Annotated in this window: 15 protein-coding genes; 7 read left to right on the top strand and 8 right to left on the bottom strand. The window is 57.1% G+C overall.

Features of this window, described 5'->3' with window-relative positions; genetic code table 11:
• Positions 1-19: 19 nt before the first annotated feature.
• The 7 genes from addA to regB all read right to left on the bottom strand — a co-directional run bounded on the left by addA (position 20) and on the right by regB (position 11,445).
• Positions 20-3,367 carry a double-strand break repair helicase AddA gene (gene addA / locus BM320_RS13295; RefSeq protein WP_090201074.1) on the bottom strand — a complete coding sequence of 1,116 codons (3,348 nt, stop codon included), beginning with the start codon at positions 3,365-3,367 and terminating at the stop codon, positions 20-22.
• Positions 3,364-6,291 (bottom strand): double-strand break repair protein AddB, encoded by a 2,928-nt coding sequence (gene addB, locus BM320_RS13290; RefSeq protein ID WP_090201072.1) that lies wholly within the window; start codon positions 6,289-6,291, stop codon positions 3,364-3,366. Before addB ends, addA begins: the two co-directional genes overlap by 4 nt.
• The gene (locus BM320_RS13285; protein ID WP_090201071.1) at positions 6,284-6,955 is read right to left on the bottom strand and encodes a nucleotidyltransferase family protein; all 672 of its coding nucleotides are present in this window, start codon (positions 6,953-6,955) and stop codon (positions 6,284-6,286) included. Before BM320_RS13285 ends, addB begins: the two co-directional genes overlap by 8 nt.
• Positions 6,952-7,923 carry an aminoglycoside phosphotransferase family protein gene (locus tag BM320_RS13280; RefSeq protein WP_090201069.1) on the bottom strand — a complete coding sequence of 324 codons (972 nt, stop codon included), beginning with the start codon at positions 7,921-7,923 and terminating at the stop codon, positions 6,952-6,954. The genes BM320_RS13285 and BM320_RS13280 overlap by 4 nt, the downstream gene beginning before the upstream one ends.
• Complete coding sequence (gene tsaE, locus BM320_RS13275; RefSeq protein ID WP_090201067.1) at positions 7,920-8,369, bottom strand: tRNA (adenosine(37)-N6)-threonylcarbamoyltransferase complex ATPase subunit type 1 TsaE; 450 nt, start codon at positions 8,367-8,369, stop codon at positions 7,920-7,922. Before tsaE ends, BM320_RS13280 begins: the two co-directional genes overlap by 4 nt.
• A gap of 41 nt (positions 8,370-8,410) precedes the next feature.
• The gene (locus BM320_RS13270) at positions 8,411-9,997 is read right to left on the bottom strand and encodes a PAS-domain containing protein (RefSeq protein ID WP_090201065.1); all 1,587 of its coding nucleotides are present in this window, start codon (positions 9,995-9,997) and stop codon (positions 8,411-8,413) included.
• Positions 9,998-10,074: 77 nt separating this feature from the next.
• A complete protein-coding gene (gene regB, locus BM320_RS13265; protein ID WP_090201557.1) occupies positions 10,075-11,445 on the bottom strand; it encodes a sensor histidine kinase RegB in 1,371 nt (456 codons plus the stop codon).
• 85 nt (positions 11,446-11,530) lie between these two features.
• Between regB and BM320_RS13260 the strand changes: the two genes are divergently transcribed.
• Together BM320_RS13260 and BM320_RS13255 are read left to right on the top strand one after the other, a co-directional pair.
• Positions 11,531-12,127 carry an SCO family protein gene (locus BM320_RS13260; protein ID WP_090201063.1) on the top strand — a complete coding sequence of 199 codons (597 nt, stop codon included), beginning with the start codon at positions 11,531-11,533 and terminating at the stop codon, positions 12,125-12,127.
• A gap of 53 nt (positions 12,128-12,180) precedes the next feature.
• Positions 12,181-12,729: an ActR/PrrA/RegA family redox response regulator transcription factor gene (locus BM320_RS13255; RefSeq protein WP_090201061.1), complete on the top strand. Its 549-nt coding sequence runs from the start codon at positions 12,181-12,183 to the stop codon at positions 12,727-12,729.
• On the opposite strand, the gene BM320_RS13250 is transcribed toward BM320_RS13255, so the two are convergent.
• Positions 12,726-13,583: a LysR family transcriptional regulator gene (locus BM320_RS13250; protein WP_090201059.1), complete on the bottom strand. Its 858-nt coding sequence runs from the start codon at positions 13,581-13,583 to the stop codon at positions 12,726-12,728. The genes BM320_RS13255 and BM320_RS13250 overlap by 4 nt on opposite strands.
• A 96-nt stretch (positions 13,584-13,679) precedes the next feature.
• Between BM320_RS13250 and BM320_RS16440 the strand changes: the two genes are divergently transcribed.
• The 5 genes from BM320_RS16440 to BM320_RS13230 all read left to right on the top strand — a co-directional run bounded on the left by BM320_RS16440 (position 13,680) and on the right by BM320_RS13230 (position 18,242).
• Positions 13,680-13,841, top strand: a complete 162-nt coding sequence (locus BM320_RS16440) for a hypothetical protein (protein WP_165615058.1) — start codon at positions 13,680-13,682, stop codon at positions 13,839-13,841.
• A 171-nt stretch (positions 13,842-14,012) separates the two neighbouring features.
• Positions 14,013-14,438, top strand: a complete 426-nt coding sequence (locus BM320_RS13245; RefSeq protein WP_090201057.1) for a c-type cytochrome — start codon at positions 14,013-14,015, stop codon at positions 14,436-14,438.
• Between the two features lie 104 nt (positions 14,439-14,542).
• Positions 14,543-16,342 carry an adenine deaminase gene (gene ade / locus BM320_RS13240; protein WP_090201055.1) on the top strand — a complete coding sequence of 600 codons (1,800 nt, stop codon included), beginning with the start codon at positions 14,543-14,545 and terminating at the stop codon, positions 16,340-16,342.
• Positions 16,339-17,820, top strand: a complete 1,482-nt coding sequence (locus tag BM320_RS13235) for an AMP nucleosidase (protein WP_090201053.1) — start codon at positions 16,339-16,341, stop codon at positions 17,818-17,820. The genes ade and BM320_RS13235 overlap by 4 nt, the downstream gene beginning before the upstream one ends.
• Before the next feature lie 131 nt (positions 17,821-17,951).
• A complete protein-coding gene (locus BM320_RS13230; protein ID WP_090201051.1) occupies positions 17,952-18,242 on the top strand; it encodes an HU family DNA-binding protein in 291 nt (96 codons plus the stop codon).
• Positions 18,243-18,289: the final 47 nt, after the last annotated feature.

Raw genomic sequence — 18,289 nt, 5'->3', positions numbered from 1 at the left:
TGTACCCTGCCCGGATTGGTCAAGGGATCGCAAGCCCGTTCAGGGTTTCGTGAAGAAGATCTTCGGGCAGCTCTGCAAAATGCGCGGTCGCGGTCCAAAGCACGCCCATTCTGATCACACGGTCCGGATAAATCTGCCGAAGTGCTGCAAAATATGCAGCCATTTGCCGCAACACGCCAAGCGGCGTTTGTTCGGGTTTTTCAGGCACAATCCGGTTTGATTTGTAATCAATCGCCAGAATCTCTGTATCCGTAATAATCAGCCGGTCAATTGTTCCGTGAATACGCCCGATGCCCTCCAGTTCGGCAGTAATGTCGATTTCGGTCAATGCATCGGGATGCCAAAGCGCGGCCAGATCTGGATTTTCCAGCAGTTGGATTACCTCTTCTACCAGATCCGCATCCCCGTCATTCAACACCCGCAGCCCGATGGCACGCCGTTCGTGCGCAGCATATTGCGGCAGGAATTCAAGCAAGCGGTGGATTTTCGTGCCGCGTTCCATCGCGTCTTCGATATCAAGATTCGCTGGATCGCCGGGCATAATCTTGGCGCCCTCAAACGCCGAAGGCGAAATTGTCGTCTTGGTTTTTGCCACGGGCACAGGGCCGAATGCAGGTGGCGTAAAATCGGGCGCCGCTTTGGGGTCGGTGCGGTGCAATGTGCCCGCATTCCAATCTAGATGCGCCACGCGGCGCGCCTCCATATCGTCAATCTGCACGCGCGTATCACCCTGCGCGGCCATGCCATCGGCAACAATATTGTACCAGCTTTCATCGCCATCACCGACATCACCCGCCGCCGCCACGATCAGCCATTTTTCGGCGCGAGTCATTGCCACATACAGCAGGCGCATCCGTTCGCGGGTCTGTTTGGCGATAAAGTCTTCGCGGATGTCTTGCATCACAGTCGCGGACCCCTGCGAAGGTGTTTTCCACACCACATGATCCCCGACTGGCAGCAATTCATCACGCACATCAACGCGGCGTTTGGCGGTGTCGGGCAGGATCACAATCGGCGCTTCCAGCCCCTTTGAACCGTGTACCGTCATTACCCTGATCTGATCGCCTTGGGAATCCATCTGGCGTTTGACCTCAAGGTCATCCGTTTCCATCCATGTCAGAAATCCGGTCAGGCTTGGCACGCCTGTGCTCTCATAGGCCAGCGCCTGTGACAACAGCGCGTCAATCCCGTCTTCGGCTTCCGGCCCTAATCGCCCAAGAAGTTTGCGCCGCCCGTCATGGCGGGTCAGAATCCGTTCGATCAGGTCGTAGGGCCGCAAGAAATCGGCCTGATCCAGCAGGTCATCAATAACTGCGTAGATATTCGTATGTTGCGATCCGCGCAGCGCGGTCCAAAGAAACCCCTTTGCGGGGCGATGATGCGCCAATGTGAACAGGTCCTGTTCCGACAGGTTAAACAGGGGCGACCGCAAGGCCGAAGCCAGTGAAAGATCATCCTCGGGCAAGGCAAGAAAGTTCAAAAGCGCCGCAAGGTCCTTGACTGCAAGCTCGGCACCGACACGCAGCCGATCCGCACCGGCGATTTTTAGACCAGCAGATTTACACGCGCGGATAATTTCGGAAAACAGTTCTGACCGGCGCTGCACAAGGATAAGAAAATCGCCTTCGGTAATCGGGCGGCGGCGGTAGCTGTCGGCGTTGTCGATTTCATCGGGCAGGGTTTCTTCTGCGATCATCCGTTTGATCTGGGCGGCGACACGATTGGCCAGCAATACATTGTGATCCGTATCCGACGGCAAATCGACGGGATCAAACCAGTTGCGCGGATCTTCGGTTTCGGATTTTTCGATGACAGGCCATAGATCAACGCGCCCCGGCATGTTTTGCTTGAACGCTTGGTGGCTGAGGTGGTCGTCCATTCCAGCGGTGCGGTCACCTGTAAACGTGGCATCAACGACGGCAAGAATTGCCGTCGACGACCGGAAAGAATGTTCAAGCGATGTGACTTCGAACGCTTTGCCTGCAGCGATATGGGTGCTGTTAAAATGCGTTTTCATCGCGTCAAAGGCGTCCGGATCGGCGCCTTGGAATGAATAGATCGATTGCTTTTTATCGCCGACCACAAACACCGTGCGGGTGCGGTCGGGGTGCGCGCCCTCGCCGCTTGCAAATTCGTGGGTCAGCTGTTCAATCACTGCCCATTGTGTCGGGCTGGTGTCTTGGGCTTCGTCAACCAGCACGTGGTCAATCCCGCCATCCAGCCTGAACAGCACCCATTGCGCAACATCGCGGTCGGTCAAAAGCGCCTTGGCCTTGCGGATCAAATCGTCAAAATCAAGCGCACCCATCATCAGTTTGCGGCGTTCATAGGCGGGGATAAACACTGCACCAAAGCGATAAATCGCAAGCGTGCGGTCTAGCGCCATAAGGCTTAACCGGTCTTCACGCGCATCCCCGGTGGCCAGCATGACCGGCTCAATGTCATCCATCAGCTCGGGGTTTGCTTCACGCGTTGCTTTGGTCGGAAATTTGCCGATCTTTGCGCCAAAGGGCTGGGTGGCGGTTGCGCCAAACAAAAACACGCCTTCCAAAAGCGCGAGGTCATTCAACGTCGCAGGCGCGGTTTTGCTGATCTTATCAAGCTGTGCGGCGGCCTTTGCATCGGTCACGCTGCCCTTGCGGCAAGCCGCGGCAAGCTGGTGAATGCTATCAAGCGCGGATTGGTTCAGCACCTGCGCGACTAGCGTGTCAGCGGTTAACGACGGATCAATGCCCAGCAGTGCGCATAGCTCTGCCCTTGGCATTTCATGGGCAAATGCATCGCGTTTTTGGGCGACCTCGGCGGTGAGCTTGGACAGCTCGGCGCCGGTAAAATGATGCAGGACATTGTTAACGGTCGCGGCGTGATCGCCGGTGAGCAGTTCATCCATCACCTCTGCACGCAGCAATTCGGCCGCGCGGTCTTCCATTTCGCGAAACTGTGGGCTGACTTGGGCTTCGAGCGGGAAGCGCCGCAAAATACCTGCACAAAACGAATGGATCGTCTGGATTTTCAGACCACCCGGCGTTTCGATCGCGCGCGCAAACAATGTCCGCGCGGCGCGTAGCTGTTCGTCGTCAACCGCGTGATCAACGCCAAGGGTTTGCAGATCGGCGCGCAAATCGGCATCTGCCATCATCGCCCACGCACCCAACCGTTTGAACAGGCGGTTCTGCATCTCGGCGGCGGCGGCTTTGGTATAGGTCAGGCACAAAATGTTTTGCGGCGACACTTTTTCCAGCAAGAGCCGCGCCACGCGGTCCGTCAGCACGCGGGTTTTGCCCGAACCGGCATTAGCAGAAAGCCATGTTGATGTTTGGGGGTTGGCCGCCTCGACCTGACGTTGGGTTGCGGGGTCGCGTTTCATGTCAGCACCTGTGGTTTTGGCGTGTCGCTTGTGTCCCATTCACCAAAGCGCGACAGGTGGTCATAGGGGCTGTAGTCGGTCTTTAAAAATAGCGCGATCCGCGCGGTATAGCCGCGATTAATTTGCATCCAATGGGCAAAAAGCGTCTCTAACTCGGCCCAAACCTGATCTGGCGGGTTCTTGGCCAGCGGCGCGTCGCTGGTGCCCATTGCAGCGTTAACGCCGATAAATGTTGCGGCTTTAACCGGTAGCGCACCTATATCCGCAAAGGCGCCACGTTCGATCATCGCGGCCTCTAGCAGCAGTTGTTTGTCGAATTTTTCCTGCTGTTTTGCGCTGGGCACAACACCAGTTTTATAGTCGTAGACCAGCGCATGCCCGTCTGCGGTGATGTCAATGCGGTCGGCCTTGCAGGTCAGTTTGACGCCCACATTTGGCAGGGTGATTTCGCCCTTCTTTTCGATCACGCGGGAATCCGACAAGGATTGCCGTGTGACCTCGTCCGCCAAAAACGCATCGGCAGATTTATCCAGTCGCGCGATCCATTGTGCGCGGATCGTCGGCCACGGACATTTGGCGGCAAAGCAATCGCGCGCGATCTGCATCAGCGCGTCACGGTCATCTGGGGCAAAACCACCGGCGATGAAATTTTCTAAAATTTCATGCACAATCGTCCCGCGCAAAGGCGCATCCGCGTTAGGTGCCAGCGGGTCGAGAGGTTTTAGCCGCAGCACTTTTTGCGCATAAATCGCAAATGGATCGCGGATCAGCGTTTTGATCTGCGTCACCGAAAGCCGGTCAGGCCGCGCCGCAACCGGTGGGCAGGGGCTTGGCCGTGGGGTGTTGGCGCTGCGCTGGTCGGCGCGCGAAAGGGCTGCGGCCATTTCCAACCATTCTTGCCCACGATCCTGCATCGCCTTTAGCGCGGTATCGCCGTTTTGATCCGGCAAGCCGCGCAAAAGGTTTGTCAGCCGGTTTATCCAGCGCGACGGCACTGTTTCCGCATCCGAGGACCGTTTCGCGCGGGTAATCCAGACCTCTTTGCCGGCAACGGCCTGCTGGTAATCATGCGCCGAAAGCCCGATCCGGCGTTCAGGCAACAGCAGACCTGCCTTTGCGCGCATCACACGGTTAAGCCATGGATCAGGCGCGGGCGCTTCGGGCCAGGTGCCGTCATTCATGCCGCCTAAGATAGTCAGATCAACGCCCTGTACGCGAGCCTCTAGGGTGCCCCAGATCAGGATTTGCGGGTGGCCCTTGTCGCGGTCACGCACAACCCCCTCTGACAGGATCGCGCCGAACAGGGCGGCGTAATCCTTGCTATCCATGATGCCAGCGAATTCAGCGTCTTGGGCGATGGCATCGCAGGTTTTGCGCGCCTCGCGTCCGGCGGCTTCTTTCCACAGTGCGCCTGCATCCGTGCCCGATGGCCCCGCGCACAGCGCCTCGGTCAGGGCGATATGCCTGTCTAGATGATCAGCGAGCGGCAGCGTGCAGGGCTCAGCAAAATCAAAGATCGTATCGGCCAGCCAATGCGCCCAATCTTCGCGTCCCTCGCCCTTGGCGGCCCAACCGCGCAGCGTGTCAGCCGTAGGAAATGGCGGGCCGTGGCGACGCAGATGTAGCTCTAGTTCACGCGTATGCAAAAGATGCGGACCGCGTTTGGTTTCGGTCGAATTGCACAAAGGATGTTTGAGCAAAATCAACAGCATTTCACCCGTCAGCGGTTTGCCTATCATATCGGCGACATGGCGCAGCATCCGCCCCGGCGGGGATAATTGCAGCGGCATGCCCGCGCTGTCATCGGGTTTGATATCCCAGCGGTCCAAGGCGGCGGTCACCTGACGGGTCAGCATCCGGTCGGGGGAAATCAGCGCGGCGGTAATGCCGTCTTCGACGGCTTGGCGCAGGCGCAAGGCGATGGTTTCGGCCTCTGCACGTGGCGATGCTGCCTCGATCAGGGACAGCCCTTGGGTGGCGATCGTCAGATCACCCAAGCTGGGTCCTTCGGATAACCATTGGCTGGTTACAGGCGCGGGGCGTAATGATAGTGAAATCAGATGGTTACGTGCGGGGTGGGCAGGTGCTGCGCCTGACCAAGCCTGCACGTCTTTGGGCGCAAATCCGATGATATCCATCAAGCGGCGGAACCGGAATTGCGGATGATCCTCGGCGGTCATTTCATCATCCATCGCCTGCCAGACAGGGTCCGGCAGATCAAAATCATAGCCGGGCAAGATGATCGCGCCTTGTGGCAGCTTTGCAACCGCCTGCATAAACAGCGCCGTTGCGCCGCGCGACCCTGTTGAACCTGCGACAATAATCGGGTGCGTCGGCGGGGCCTTGGCCCATTCATCTGCTAGCGTCTCGACAACCAACCGTTGAAGGGATTCCTTGTCGGGGGCGTCTTGGCTAGTGCCGAAATAGGCGGAAATAATCCGGATAAATGCAAGTGAACGCGCCCAATGGCCGGATTGGTCGGACACATCCAGCGCGGCAATTGTATCGGGGCTGACCCCTTCTCCTTGCATTTCATCCATGAGCTTGGCCAGACTATCGGACAGATCATAAAGTGCTGCGCGCGGTGCAATATCGGGCTGCTGTTCGATCAGTTTGGCGACCGCTTGCAGCAATTCGAACCGGCGGCGCAACGGTGCGATTGCGGGTGGCATCTGTTTGTTGCGCGGATCATCCGCAAGGTCGGTGATTAACCTTATGCGTGGCAACAACCGCGCAGGTCCGGCATCAAAAACTTCGCGGATACGGCGCTGCATCCGAGTGGTGTTGACGTAAATTTCTGTCTTTGCCCAATCATGCGGGGACATATCGCGCCCGCGCGCAACCAGCCCGTCGACAAGCGATTGCGCGAAATCAACACCCGGCGCGCTGCCGAAAATGCGGGGGGTGGCGGTAGGTTCAAACATGCAACATTGCCTCTGCTATCGGGATGCTGGACGGCTGGCCCACGTCGCACCAATGCCCTTCGTATTTGACGCCATAAAGCCCGCCGCGCGCTGCAATACCGTTCCACACGAAATTCAGTGAAAACGCAGATTCTTTAATATGATCAATGGTTTCTGTGCGTATAATCTGCACGCCTGTATAGATCATATCGGGCGCACGGTGCAGCTGGCCGTCGGCATCAAGGTGGAAATCTCCCTTGCCGTGGTGGCCGCGCACGTTGGGTTTTTCGACCACCAGCAGCAGGGCTTCCATATCGTCGCGCCAAGCGTTGAGCGCGATTTCAATCGGGTTTGGCCCGCGCCAAACCGCATCCGTGTTCATGGTGATCACTGGGCTGCCTGCCAAGAGCGGCAGGGCATGGCGCAATCCGCCGCCCGTTTCGCGCAACAGATCCGTTTCATCCGATATCGCGATATCGTGCCCCGCCAAATGGGCGCGGATCTGGTCGGCGCGGTAATGCACGTTAACCACTTTGCGCCCGATCTGCGGGATATCGGTCAGGGCAAGCGCATGGTCAATCAGCGGTTTCCCCGCCACCTGTACCAATGGTTTTGGTGTATTTTGGGTTAACGCACCCATACGCGTGCCAAGCCCCGCCGCAAACAAAAGGATCGGCGTTTTCATCGGCGCAACCTGATCAGCAATGCCTCGTCGGGGGTGGGCAGCGTATCTTGGACGGCCTGTTGCAGCCGCGCAAGTGCAGGATGTCGCAGGTCCGCCATCAGATGCGCCCAAACGCGGGGGATCAGATCTATATACCGCTTCTTTTGCATCACTTTGGACAACCGCGCAAAGACCCCCAGAATGCGCAGATTGCGCTGCGCACCCAAGCACGCCAATTGCGCCACAAAATCGGGACCAGCGCGGGTTTTGGCAATGAAATAGGCCGTGATTTCTTGCGCAAGCGCGGGGTCGATATCGCGTCGTACATCGCGCAAAAGCGACGCCAGATCGTAACCGCGCGGCGCAACAAATGCGTCTTGGTAATCCAGCAATCCGACGCGGTCCAACCCCTGCTGATCGGCCCGCCAAATCAGGTTTTCGGCGTGGAAATCGCGCAACGACAGCGTGTTGGGCGTCGGGGCGAGCGCCGCCAAAGCTGTCTGCATTTCTTGGATCAGGTCGGGTATCGGGTCGGATGCATAGAATTCGCCCGTGATTTCAACCATTTGTGCGCCGACCTTTGGGGTCATTGCGATCAGGGTGTCGGGGGCGGGCAACGTGGCCAAATGCACCAAGACATCTGTTGCCACACGGTAAAGCCCCAATGAATCAGCGGGATGTTTCATCAGCCAACTGGCAAAATCATCGGGCCCCAGATCAGATAGCACCATGATCCCAGGGGTTTGGTCATGCGCCAATATGGCGGGCGGGCACAGGCCGGCGTTCTGCAAAAGCGCGGTTATTTGCGCGAATGCGCCGGTTGTTGCCCCGTTTTCGCGCGGCGCATCCATCAAAATAACGCTGGCCGCGTCATTGGTTAGCCTCTCGTAGCGGCGGCTTGATGCGTCTCCGGCAAGCGGGTGACGCCGCCAGTCGGCCCATTTTGATGCAGCCAGAAAATTGCCGACAACCTCTGCACGATCTGTCATAGCAGGCCCTTTAGTCGGTCAAGCCATGCTGGCGGCCCGTCAATTGTGACGCTGTGCGCCGCCGCGCCCGCCGAAAACGCCATGCGCAGCGCGTTCGCCGGCGCATCCGTGCCAAGCCGGTCCGGCCATTCGATCAGGCAGATCGCTGTCGCAAATGCCGCGTCAAGCCCAAGTTCGAAAACCTCGTCAGGGTGGGTCAGCCGGTATAGATCACAGTGCCAGATATCGCCTTGCGGATCGTCATAGGTTTGCACCAGCGTGAAAGTGGGCGAAGGCACATCCTCCATCCGGCCAAGCCGGGCGCGGATCAAAGCCCGTGCAAAGGCGGATTTGCCCGCACCGATTTCACCCGAAAGCAGCAGGGTATCGCCAGCCGCGAGAATGCCCGCGATACGTCCGGCAAGTTCAGCGGTGTCGGTTTCAGTTGTAAGCGCAATGGTGATCATTGCGAAACATTATTGCCTGAGGCCGCGTCCGCAAGGTCAAATCAGCGTTTTCCAGCCCTGATTGCGGGATCATGCATCATCAATTTCTGGATGACAGGCTTAACCATGGCGGTTGTGGTGAACCGGATCAGCGTTTTACCGGCGGCGATCGCATTGGCGTGGCATTGCAGTTCGCGGCCATCATCAAGAAAAGTCGTGTCAGAAAATGCGTCTCTCGGGCCGGTTTGATGCACAAAATTACGTATGCGCGCCCAGATTTGCGCATTGGTTGCGTGGTTTTTCCAGACCCTTATTTCGGTCTGAAGCATCCGTTGTTCATGGTAAACGGACGGATTTGTCTGCCACAGGTTTGTGTAGGCTTGGTTTGAAATCAATAATGTGCCTGCCGCGGAAAAAACCGCTATGGCATCAGGCATCGAATCCAGAACCGCCTGACTGGTTTCGATATCTGCGCGAAAACGTCGTTCAAGTGAAACCTCGGCGCTGATGTCTTCGAACATAAAGGCAAAGGCACCATCGGGGTGCGGGCGTCCTGTGACGCGAAAGGTTTGCCCGTCCGGTAATGCCCAGATTTCGCGGTAACTGCCGTTTTTTGCGGCCTCCTCGACGGCGCTGAATTGCGCGCGCCATGACGTATAGTTCTTGGGTTCCGGCAGCATCCGTTGTTCGCGCAGACGGTCCAGAACAGTATCAAGTGACGGGCGGTTGCTGAGGAATTCGAACGGCATGCCCGTCAGATCCAAAAGCGCAGGGTTAAATGTGGTCAGTCGGCGGCTTTTGTCGAATACCGCAAGCCCACAGGACAATTCTGCAAATGTTTTCCCGAGCGTTTGCTTGAAATTCTGCCTTTCGTGTTCAGCTTGGACAATGCCGTTTGCGTCGCTGGCGTAATACAAAAACCCGCCGCCAAATGCTGTGCTTTTTACGTCAAACCAATATTCCGCTGACGGGTTATCACGCTTGACCGAAAGCCGCCGCGCATCGGCCCCGCCCGTGCCAAGCGTTTCATGTAGCGCTGGAAAAATCGACGTACTGGGCCATGTTTTGGGGGCCTGATCATCGGTTGGCATAAGGCCGTCCGCAAAGGCCAGATAGGTCTGATTGGCCCAGATCAGCCGCCCGTCGGGGGCTTCTTGCCAGATCAATTGCGGGCTGTGTTGGGTAAGGTCGCGCAACATTGCAAGTTCGGACAGGCGCACGTCTTGGGCGATTGTTGTTGGTTCGCCCAGACCCGCCGCGCCGTTGACAGTAATCCGCGTGCGCCCGCCTGTTTCACAGATTTCGACCCAGATCGAATCTGCGCTGACCCCGTCGATTCGGGTTTTGGTTGCGGGTGGGTTTTCAAGCACGTGGCGCAGGTTTGGCACATGTGGACCAAGCAGTTGCACCAGCGATTCCAGTTCTGATACCCCGCTTGCACCATTCGATAGTAGCGCAGAGGCCTGCGGCGTGGCGTCAATTAATGAACTGTTTTGAAACAGAAAAACTGCCCTGTCTTTGCTGGCGGTTTCAAGGTGTTCGATCAATTGCCGCGATTGTCGCATGGTCCGCCACGCGATGAAAGCAAGCACAAGGCAAAGCGCCGCGCCAAAGCCGATAAATGCAAGTTGGTAGTAGCCGATTAACATATGCCAGCGCCCTCAGTATTAGCCGGAGACCAGCTTCGCCAATCGAGGTTAATAGCTGGTTAAGCCAAGCGCCGGCTCTAGGTTTCGGGGCTGTTTTGCTGGTTTTCGCCCAAAGGAGCACTGTCCCGATCGCCGCTGTTGGGCAGCGCATCGCGCGCCCAAGCGACATCAATCACCGCACCGCCTTCGCCCAGACCCGCCCTGCGGCTGTTGGCGAATGTCAGCTGTGCGCCCGAACGTTCCAAAAGCGTCTTGGCGATAAACAGCCCCAGCCCCATACCCTTATAGCCGGGGCGCGCGCTGTCGTCGTTGTTTCGCCGGCGCCGCACATAGGGGTCGCCGATCCGCCCGATAACAGATCCGGGAAATCCCGGCCCGTCATCGGCTATGCGCACATTTAGCGCAACGTCGGTCCACGTTACGTCGACGCGCACCTCTGTTTGTGCAAAATCGACCGCATTTTGAATAAGATTGCGAAGCCCGTGGATGATTTCGGGCCGCCGCGCGATTGTCGGCTGGTCCTGCGATGGGTCGATTTGAAACTGCACATGTTTGCCGCGTTCCATATGCGGCTCTGCGGCCTCGCGCAGGATGGCTTCGATCGGAGCGTGGCGTATGAGCAGATCGTCTTTGCCGGCCCGTCCCATCGAATGCAGGATATCGCGGCAACGGTCGGCCTGTTGCCCGATAAGGGTCGCATCTTCATATAAATCGGGGTGATCGCCCAGCTCTTCTTTCATTTCGCTCGCGACAAGTTTGATCGTTGCCAAGGGCGTGCCCAGTTCGTGTGCCGCCGCCGCGACAACCCCACCCAAATCTGTCAGCTTTTGTTCGCGCGCAAGTGCCAGTTGGGTAGCGCCCAAGGCCTCGCGCATGGCGTGCATTTCGGTTGTGACCTGACGCGCGTATACGGACAAAAACACGATTCCGATTACAATCGATGCCCAGAACCCAAATTGAAATATGATCGGCAATAGCAGTTCAGAGCCGTCAAACATCACAATCGGCATGTGTAGCTGGCTGATTGTGGTGATAATCGCGATGGCCGTCAGCCCCAGCAAAACGGTTGTATTCAGATGTAAAACAGTGGCTGCAATCGTGACTGGTGCAAGCATCAGCATCGCAAACGGGTTGTTCAGCCCGCCCGCAATCCCAAGCAAAAGCCCCAGTTGTATGAGGTCAAACACCAGCCATAGCGACGCGCCACGTTCGGACAGCCGTGTATTTTCCGGATAGCCGACTGTGGCCACAAGATTGGCAAGCACCGACACGCCGATGATTGCAGCGGCAAGCCCAAGATGGATTTGAACGCCGTAGACAAGGCTTGCGACCATAATTGCGGCGACCTGCCCCATCGTTGCAACCCAGCGCAAAGATGTCAGGGTCCGCAGCCGTATCCAGTTGCTGCGTTGCTGTTGTTGAAACAGGCGAAAATCTGAAACAGACATTGGCGGCGATCCCGTAAGGCAAGGTAGATCATTGATAAGCAGCGCCGCATGGGGGATCAATGTGCGATTACGGAAAGGAAACGCGATGTCCAGATTGGTTGCTGCGGTTGCGGGTGGCACGCTGGCGGCCGTCATCGGTGGCACATTTGCATTCACGCAGCTTGTCCCCGCGCCGGCCTGTGGCCCCGTGGTTGGTGGCGATATTGGCGGGCCGTTCACGCTGCGCAATGATGCCGGTGCGATCGTGACCGACCGCGATGTCTTCAGTGAACCAAGCTTGATCTACTTTGGGTACACCTTTTGCCCGGATGTCTGCCCGATTGATAATGCACGCAACGCCACGGCCGTAGATATTCTGGCCGACCAGGGCATCAGCGCGACTCCGGTTTTTGTATCCATCGATCCTGATCGCGATACGGTTGATGTTTTGCACGGCTATGTTGGCAACTTTCATCCCAAGATGATCGGGTTGACCGGCTCGCATGAACAAATTGCTGCTGTATCGCAGGCCTATGGGGCATTTTACGAAAAAGAAGCAGGTGGCGATCCGGATTTCTATCTGGTCGCGCATGCGACATCGACCTATTTTGTGAAGCCGGAAACCGGCGTGGTGGCGCGTTTTGGCCGTGATGACAGTGCAGAACATGTCGCAGCGGTGACAGCATGTTTCATCACAGGTTGACGATGCGCTGCATAAACTTACACTTGGGCCAAGTTTACGAGGGATGCACGATAATGACCGAGCCATTGGATCTGGGCGACGATAAGAGCCTTCTTCTTGTTGATGATGACGAGGCATTTTTGCGTCGGTTGGCAAAGGCAATGGAAAAGCGGGGATTTGCCGTTGAAACGGCTGAATCTGTTGCCCAAGGCAAGGCAATCGCAAATGCCCGCCCGCCCGCCTATGCAGTGGTAGATCTGCGCCTTGAAGACGGAAATGGTTTGGATGTGGTCGAATTGCTGCGTGCGAAACGCCCCGAAAGCCGGATTGTTGTGCTAACCGGTTATGGTGCAATTGCGACCGCGGTGGCGGCCGTGAAAATCGGGGCGACCGATTATCTGGCCAAGCCTGCGGATGCAAATGACGTGACCAATGCGCTTTTGGCGCGTGGTGCCGAACTGCCGCCACCCCCAGAAAACCCGATGAGCGCAGACCGCGTCCGTTGGGAACATATCCAGCGCGTCTACGAGCTTTGTGATCGTAACGTATCCGAAACGGCCCGCAGGCTTTCGATGCACCGCCGGACATTGCAACGGATACTTGCCAAGCGCAGCCCGCGCTAAAGCGCGGCCAACAGCCATTTCTTGAATATCTTGACCCGATCCGGCAGCACACCGGGCGGGTGGATGATGTAATAGCCAAGCCCCGCCGGGCGGGTTTGCGACAATGCCACCAATCGCCCGTCGCGGATATCGTCGCTCAGCAATGCGCTGGCCGCGATGGTAAGCCCGCTGCCCGCGCGTACCGCCGACAATGCCATGCCCAATGTCGAAACGGTCACAGTCTTTTGTGTCGGCCCGATCAGCCCCGCGGCACGCACCCAACGCTGCGATTCCTGATGTGTGTCTTCAAAAAACCATGTCGCGCCCGATTGGGCGATCTTGTCAGCATCGACAACACCCGGTGCCGCAACGACGGTATAATCCGCCGCAAGCAAATGGGTGGTCTCAAGCCCCGGCCAATTGCCATCGCCATAGCGGATGCCAACGTCATAACCGTCTTTGCGCAGATCAATCAGTTTGTTGCTGGGAACGATAGAAAGCGCGATTTCAGGGTGCTTTGCCCAGAACTTGCCTATGCGCGGCATTAGCCAGCTTTCGGCAAAATTATGGGTGGCCGTGATCGAAAGCGGGCGGCTGCCAACATCGGCACGCACCGCTTTTACACCGGCGATGATTTGCCCGAATCCGTCTGCAAGGGAATCAGCCAGCCGCGCGCCGTTTTCGGTCAGCACCACGCCGCGCCCCTGCCGCACAAGCAGCGACATGCCAAGATCGGCCTCAACTGCGCGCACATGCTGTGCAATGGCAGCATGGGTGACGTTCAATTCACGCGCAGCCTGCGAAAACGACCCCGCCCGCGCGGCCGCATCAAAGGCGCGCAACGCGGCAAGTGATGGGACATCACGCCAGCTCATATGAAAGTTCAGCTAACATAATGGAAATAATACAGAGTCGCGATAACGCTGCAATCATAATATTTGTTCAGCATCAGCAATTAGAAAGGAAAAGTCATGCTATCAATACTTTCGCGCAGCTTCATGACCGCAACGCGCAACGCGCGCTGGGATGCACCCGACTATTGGGTGCGCGACGACCGTTTCCAAAAGACCAGTGATTGCGAACCTGTCAAGAAAGACAGGCGCACCCTGTCTTGCAAGGTGACTGCGCAATGATTTCGCGCGACAAGGTGCCACGCCCGGTGGCGTGGTGCCAATAATAGTGAACTTTTGATGCATCACGGCGTATTGTAATTGTCTTTGGGGTTGGTTTGGGCTGATCGGCGCATTATATTTGCAAGCGACTGGGGCAAACAGTCATTGATCAGATCGAAAAGGAAAACGATCATGAAAGTCATTACAATCGCAGCAGGTCTGGCCGCATTTGCGACGCCTGTATTTGCCGAGGGCAATGCTGCAGTTGGTGAAGAGCAATTTAATCGCCAGTGCGTGGCATGTCATGTTGTGCGCAACGACTCCGGAGAGGTGCTTGCCGGTCGTTCGGCCCGCACGGGTCCAAATCTTTACGGCATTGAAGGCCGCGTTTTGGGAACCATGGAAGACTTTCGCTATGGCGATGCTATCGTCGCGCTGGGCGGAACCGGTGCAACATGGGACGAAGAATCATTCGTCGCATTCGTACAAAACCCAACCGCCTATCTACGCGAAGCCACAGGCGACAACCGCGCACGCGGCAAGATGGCCTATCAGGTGCGCGACCCGCAAGAAGCCGCTGATATCTATGCGTTCTTGGCGACATTTGGTGCCGAGTAGGCTGTAATTATTCACGGGCCGCGCTGGGTTTCCATTGCGGCCTGTTTGCATTTTCAAAAATCATCCCCTCTTGAATCCGCACAAAATCGGTGAAACCATTGGGGATGGAACATCACATCAAATCTTGGGCTGAATTGGCCCCCCGTTTGGTTGCCGTGGCCGCAGGGCGCGCGCATGCCGATCTTGTTATTTCTGGCGGCAAGCTGGTCAATGTCCAATCCCGCGAGGTTCTGGATGGCTGGCAGGTGGCGATTTCTGGCGGACGCTTTGCCTATGTCGGCCCTGACGCCAGCCACTGCATTGGCCCTGAGACACAAATCATTGATGCCAAGGGTCGCTATTTGATTCCCGGCCTTTGCGACGGGCATATGCATATCGAAAGCGGTATGCTGACCCCCGCCGAATTTGCCGCTGCCGTGATTCCGCATGGCACCACAACCATGTTCACCGACCCACATGAGATCGCCAATGTTCTGGGCCTGCGCGGTGTGCGCATGATGCATGACGAAGCCCTGATGCAGCCGGTCAATATCTACACGCAAATGCCGTCCTGCGCCCCTTCTGCCCCCGGGTTGGAAACGACCGGCTTCGAAATTTCCGCAGAAGATGTGGCCGAGGCAATGTCATGGCCCGGCATCATTGGCTTGGGCGAGATGATGAATTTCCCTGGCGTAATCAACGGCGATCCGCAGATGCTGGCCGAAATGGCCGCGACGATGAATGCGGGCAAAACCGTGGGTGGCCATTATGCCAGCCCCGACAAAGGCAATGCTTTTGCGGCCTATGTCGCGGGTGGTGCTGCGGATGATCATGAAGGCACAGCCGAAGCCGATGCAATTGCGCGTGTCCGGCTGGGCATGAAATCAATGATGCGGCTTGGTTCGGCTTGGTATGATGTCGAAAGCCAGATCACCGCGATTACCGAACGCGGGCTTGATCCGCGTAATTTTATCCTGTGTACCGATGATTGCCATTCAGGCACGTTGGTGAATGACGGCCATATGAACCGCGTTGTGCGCCATGCGATTGAATGCGGCTGTGATCCGTTGATTGCGCTGCAAATGGCAACGATCAATACCGCCACCCATTTCGGGCTGGAACGCGAATTGGGGTCCATCGCGCCGGGGCGGCGGGCGGATGTGATCCTGACCTCGGACATCGTGACCTTGCCGATTGAACACGTCATTGCGCGCGGGAAAACCGTCGCGAAGGACGGCAAAATCACCGTTGAATGCCCGCATTACGACTGGCCAGCGGACGCCCGCCAAACGGTGAACATGGGCAAGGCGCTGGGCGATGCCGATTTCGCGATTCCCGCCCCCGCAGGCAAAAACAGCGTCAAGGTCAAGGTGATCGGCGTGGTCGAAAACCAAGCCCCGACCGAAGCGCTGACCGCAGAACTTCCCGTGGTTGACGGGTTGGTCGAAGGTGTGGGCGATACCTATCAAATTGCACTGGTTGAACGGCATCAGGGCACGGGCAAGGTGGTGAACGCCTTTGTTTCGGGCTTTGGATATAACGGAAAAATGGCGATGGCATCGACCGTGGCGCATGATAGCCACCATATGATCGTTGTCGGCACGGACCGCGCGAATATGGCCGCTGCGGCTAACCGGTTGGGCGAAGTCGGCGGTGGTGTCACAATCTGGAAAGACGGCAAGGAACTGGCGCTGGTTGAATTGCCCATCGCGGGGCTTATGTCGGATCAACCTGCGGCCCAAGTCGCCGCCAAGGCCGATGAAATGGTCGCCGCGATGACGGAATGCGGTTGCACGCTCAACAATGCATATATGCAGCATTCGCTTTTGGCGCTGGTTGTCATCCCTTCGTTGCGGATTTCTGATCTGGGGCTCGTGGATGTTGAAAAGTTTGAACTGACAGAATTATTTGAGGACGACCTATGAACGAACCAATGCAGGTCACGATCCGGACACCCGATGTGCACGGCCACGAGGCGTTTACTGACGCAAAGGCAGCGGTTGCACGGCTTTGTGCGCTTTATGAAACGGCGGCTAGTTTCTTGGCGGAACGGTTTCAAGAGGCAATGGATAACGGCCAACCGGAAACGCGCGCGCGCGCCTTTTATCCCGAAATCCGGCTGACCACGACAACCCATGCCAAAATGGACAACCGGCTGTCATTCGGGCATGTCGCGGAACCGGGCACCTATGCGACGACAGTTACCCGTCCGGATTTGTTTGCCGCCTATCTGGAACAGCAAATCCAGCTTTTGCTGAACAGCCACGGGGTGCCAGTGATCATCGGGCCGTCTGACACAGTGATGCCCGTGCATTTTGCCGTTGCCAATGACCCAAGCCTGACCGTCCCGCAGGATGGCACGCTTGATTTCAATCTGCGCGACAATTTTGATGTGCCGGACCTGTCCAATACGCATGACGCAATCGTCAATGGCGAAGGCTTTGCCTATCCCGATGGTGCCCGTCCACTTGCGCCGTTTACCGCACAACGTATTGATTATTCGCTTGCCCGCCTGTCGCATTATACCGCCACCGCGGCCGAGCATTTCCAGAACCACGTGCTGTTTACCAACTACCAATTCTATGTCGAAGAATTCGAAAGCTACGCGCGCAAGATGCTGGCGGATCCTGACAGCGGATACACGAGTTTTGTCAGCACCGGAAACGTGGAAATTACGGATGCTGATGCGGTCATTCCAGTGCCTGCCAAGCTGCCGCAGATGCCGACCTATCATCTAAAGCGCAAGAACGGTGGCGGGATTACTTTGGTCAATATCGGGGTTGGCCCGTCGAACGCCAAGACCGCGACCGATCATATCGCAGTGCTGCGCCCGCATGCATGGCTGATGGTGGGGCATTGCGCGGGCTTGCGCAATTCGCAACGCTTGGGCGATTTTGTTCTGGCCCATGCCTATCTGCGCGAAGATCACGTGCTGGATGATGACCTGCCCGTCTGGGTGCCAATTCCGGCGCTTGCCGAAATCCAGATTGCGCTGGAAACTGCCGTGGCTGACGTGACAGAGCTTGAGGGCTATGAGCTCAAGCGGATCATGCGGACAGGGACGGTGGCCACAATTGACAACCGGAACTGGGAATTGCGTGATCAATCCGGTCCGGTCCAGCGGCTTTCGCAGTCGCGGGCGGTGGCGCTTGATATGGAAAGCGCGACAATCGCCGCCAACGGATTCCGGTTCCGTGTGCCCTATGGAACGTTGCTTTGCGTCAGCGACAAGCCGTTGCATGGCGAACTAAAACTGCCTGGAATGGCATCGGGGTTCTATAAAACACAGGTTGCCGCGCATCTTATGATCGGTATTCGGGCGATGGAACGGCTGCGCGAAATGCCGCTTGAACGCATCCACAGCCGCAAATTACGCAGTTTTGAAGAGACCGCGTTCCTATAAAGGCGAAAAATAGAGCGATTTCCCGCTATTTTAACTTGAAAGTGCACACTAATCGTTGTGGTGTGCCACAACATACCGTTAAATGCGCGGGTAGAGGCCCCATAGGGCGGGCAATTAAGGGAGACCAGAAAATGGCGACTAAACCACTAACAAAGGCGCAACTTGTTGCTGCGCTTGCCGACGAACTTGGCACAGACAAAAAAGCAGCCGGTGCTGCGCTTGACGCCGTGACTGGCATCATCACCAAAGAAGTTTCCGGCGGCGGTGCTGTCACGCTTCCAGGTGTGGGCAAAATCTATTGCCGTGAACGCCCAGAGCGTATGGTCCGTAACCCTGCCACAGGTGAACAGATCAAAAAAGAAGCCGACAAGGTTGTCAAAATGACAATCGCCAAAGCGTTGAAAGACAGCGTGAACGGCTAATCATCCGGTTTGTCCGACGATGACGAAAGGGTCGCCCCAGTGGCGGC

The organism is Yoonia tamlensis (genome assembly GCF_900115105.1).
Lineage (GTDB): Bacteria > Pseudomonadota > Alphaproteobacteria > Rhodobacterales > Rhodobacteraceae > Yoonia > Yoonia tamlensis.
This window is presented reverse-complemented; position numbering and strand designations above follow the sequence as displayed.

Coding starts and splice junctions, on each gene's coding strand:
- addA (WP_090201074.1), bottom strand. CDS start 3,367: ATGAAACGCGACCCCGCAACCCAACGTCAGGTCGAGGCGGCCAACCCC.
- addB (WP_090201072.1), bottom strand. CDS start 6,291: ATGTTTGAACCTACCGCCACCCCCCGCATTTTCGGCAGCGCGCCGGGT.
- BM320_RS13285 (WP_090201071.1), bottom strand. CDS start 6,955: ATGAAAACGCCGATCCTTTTGTTTGCGGCGGGGCTTGGCACGCGTATG.
- BM320_RS13280 (WP_090201069.1), bottom strand. CDS start 7,923: ATGACAGATCGTGCAGAGGTTGTCGGCAATTTTCTGGCTGCATCAAAA.
- tsaE (WP_090201067.1), bottom strand. CDS start 8,369: ATGATCACCATTGCGCTTACAACTGAAACCGACACCGCTGAACTTGCC.
- BM320_RS13270 (WP_090201065.1), bottom strand. CDS start 9,997: ATGTTAATCGGCTACTACCAACTTGCATTTATCGGCTTTGGCGCGGCG.
- regB (WP_090201557.1), bottom strand. CDS start 11,445: ATGTCTGTTTCAGATTTTCGCCTGTTTCAACAACAGCAACGCAGCAAC.
- BM320_RS13260 (WP_090201063.1), top strand. CDS start 11,531: ATGTCCAGATTGGTTGCTGCGGTTGCGGGTGGCACGCTGGCGGCCGTC.
- BM320_RS13255 (WP_090201061.1), top strand. CDS start 12,181: ATGACCGAGCCATTGGATCTGGGCGACGATAAGAGCCTTCTTCTTGTT.
- BM320_RS13250 (WP_090201059.1), bottom strand. CDS start 13,583: ATGAGCTGGCGTGATGTCCCATCACTTGCCGCGTTGCGCGCCTTTGAT.
- BM320_RS16440 (WP_165615058.1), top strand. CDS start 13,680: ATGCTATCAATACTTTCGCGCAGCTTCATGACCGCAACGCGCAACGCG.
- BM320_RS13245 (WP_090201057.1), top strand. CDS start 14,013: ATGAAAGTCATTACAATCGCAGCAGGTCTGGCCGCATTTGCGACGCCT.
- ade (WP_090201055.1), top strand. CDS start 14,543: ATGGAACATCACATCAAATCTTGGGCTGAATTGGCCCCCCGTTTGGTT.
- BM320_RS13235 (WP_090201053.1), top strand. CDS start 16,339: ATGAACGAACCAATGCAGGTCACGATCCGGACACCCGATGTGCACGGC.
- BM320_RS13230 (WP_090201051.1), top strand. CDS start 17,952: ATGGCGACTAAACCACTAACAAAGGCGCAACTTGTTGCTGCGCTTGCC.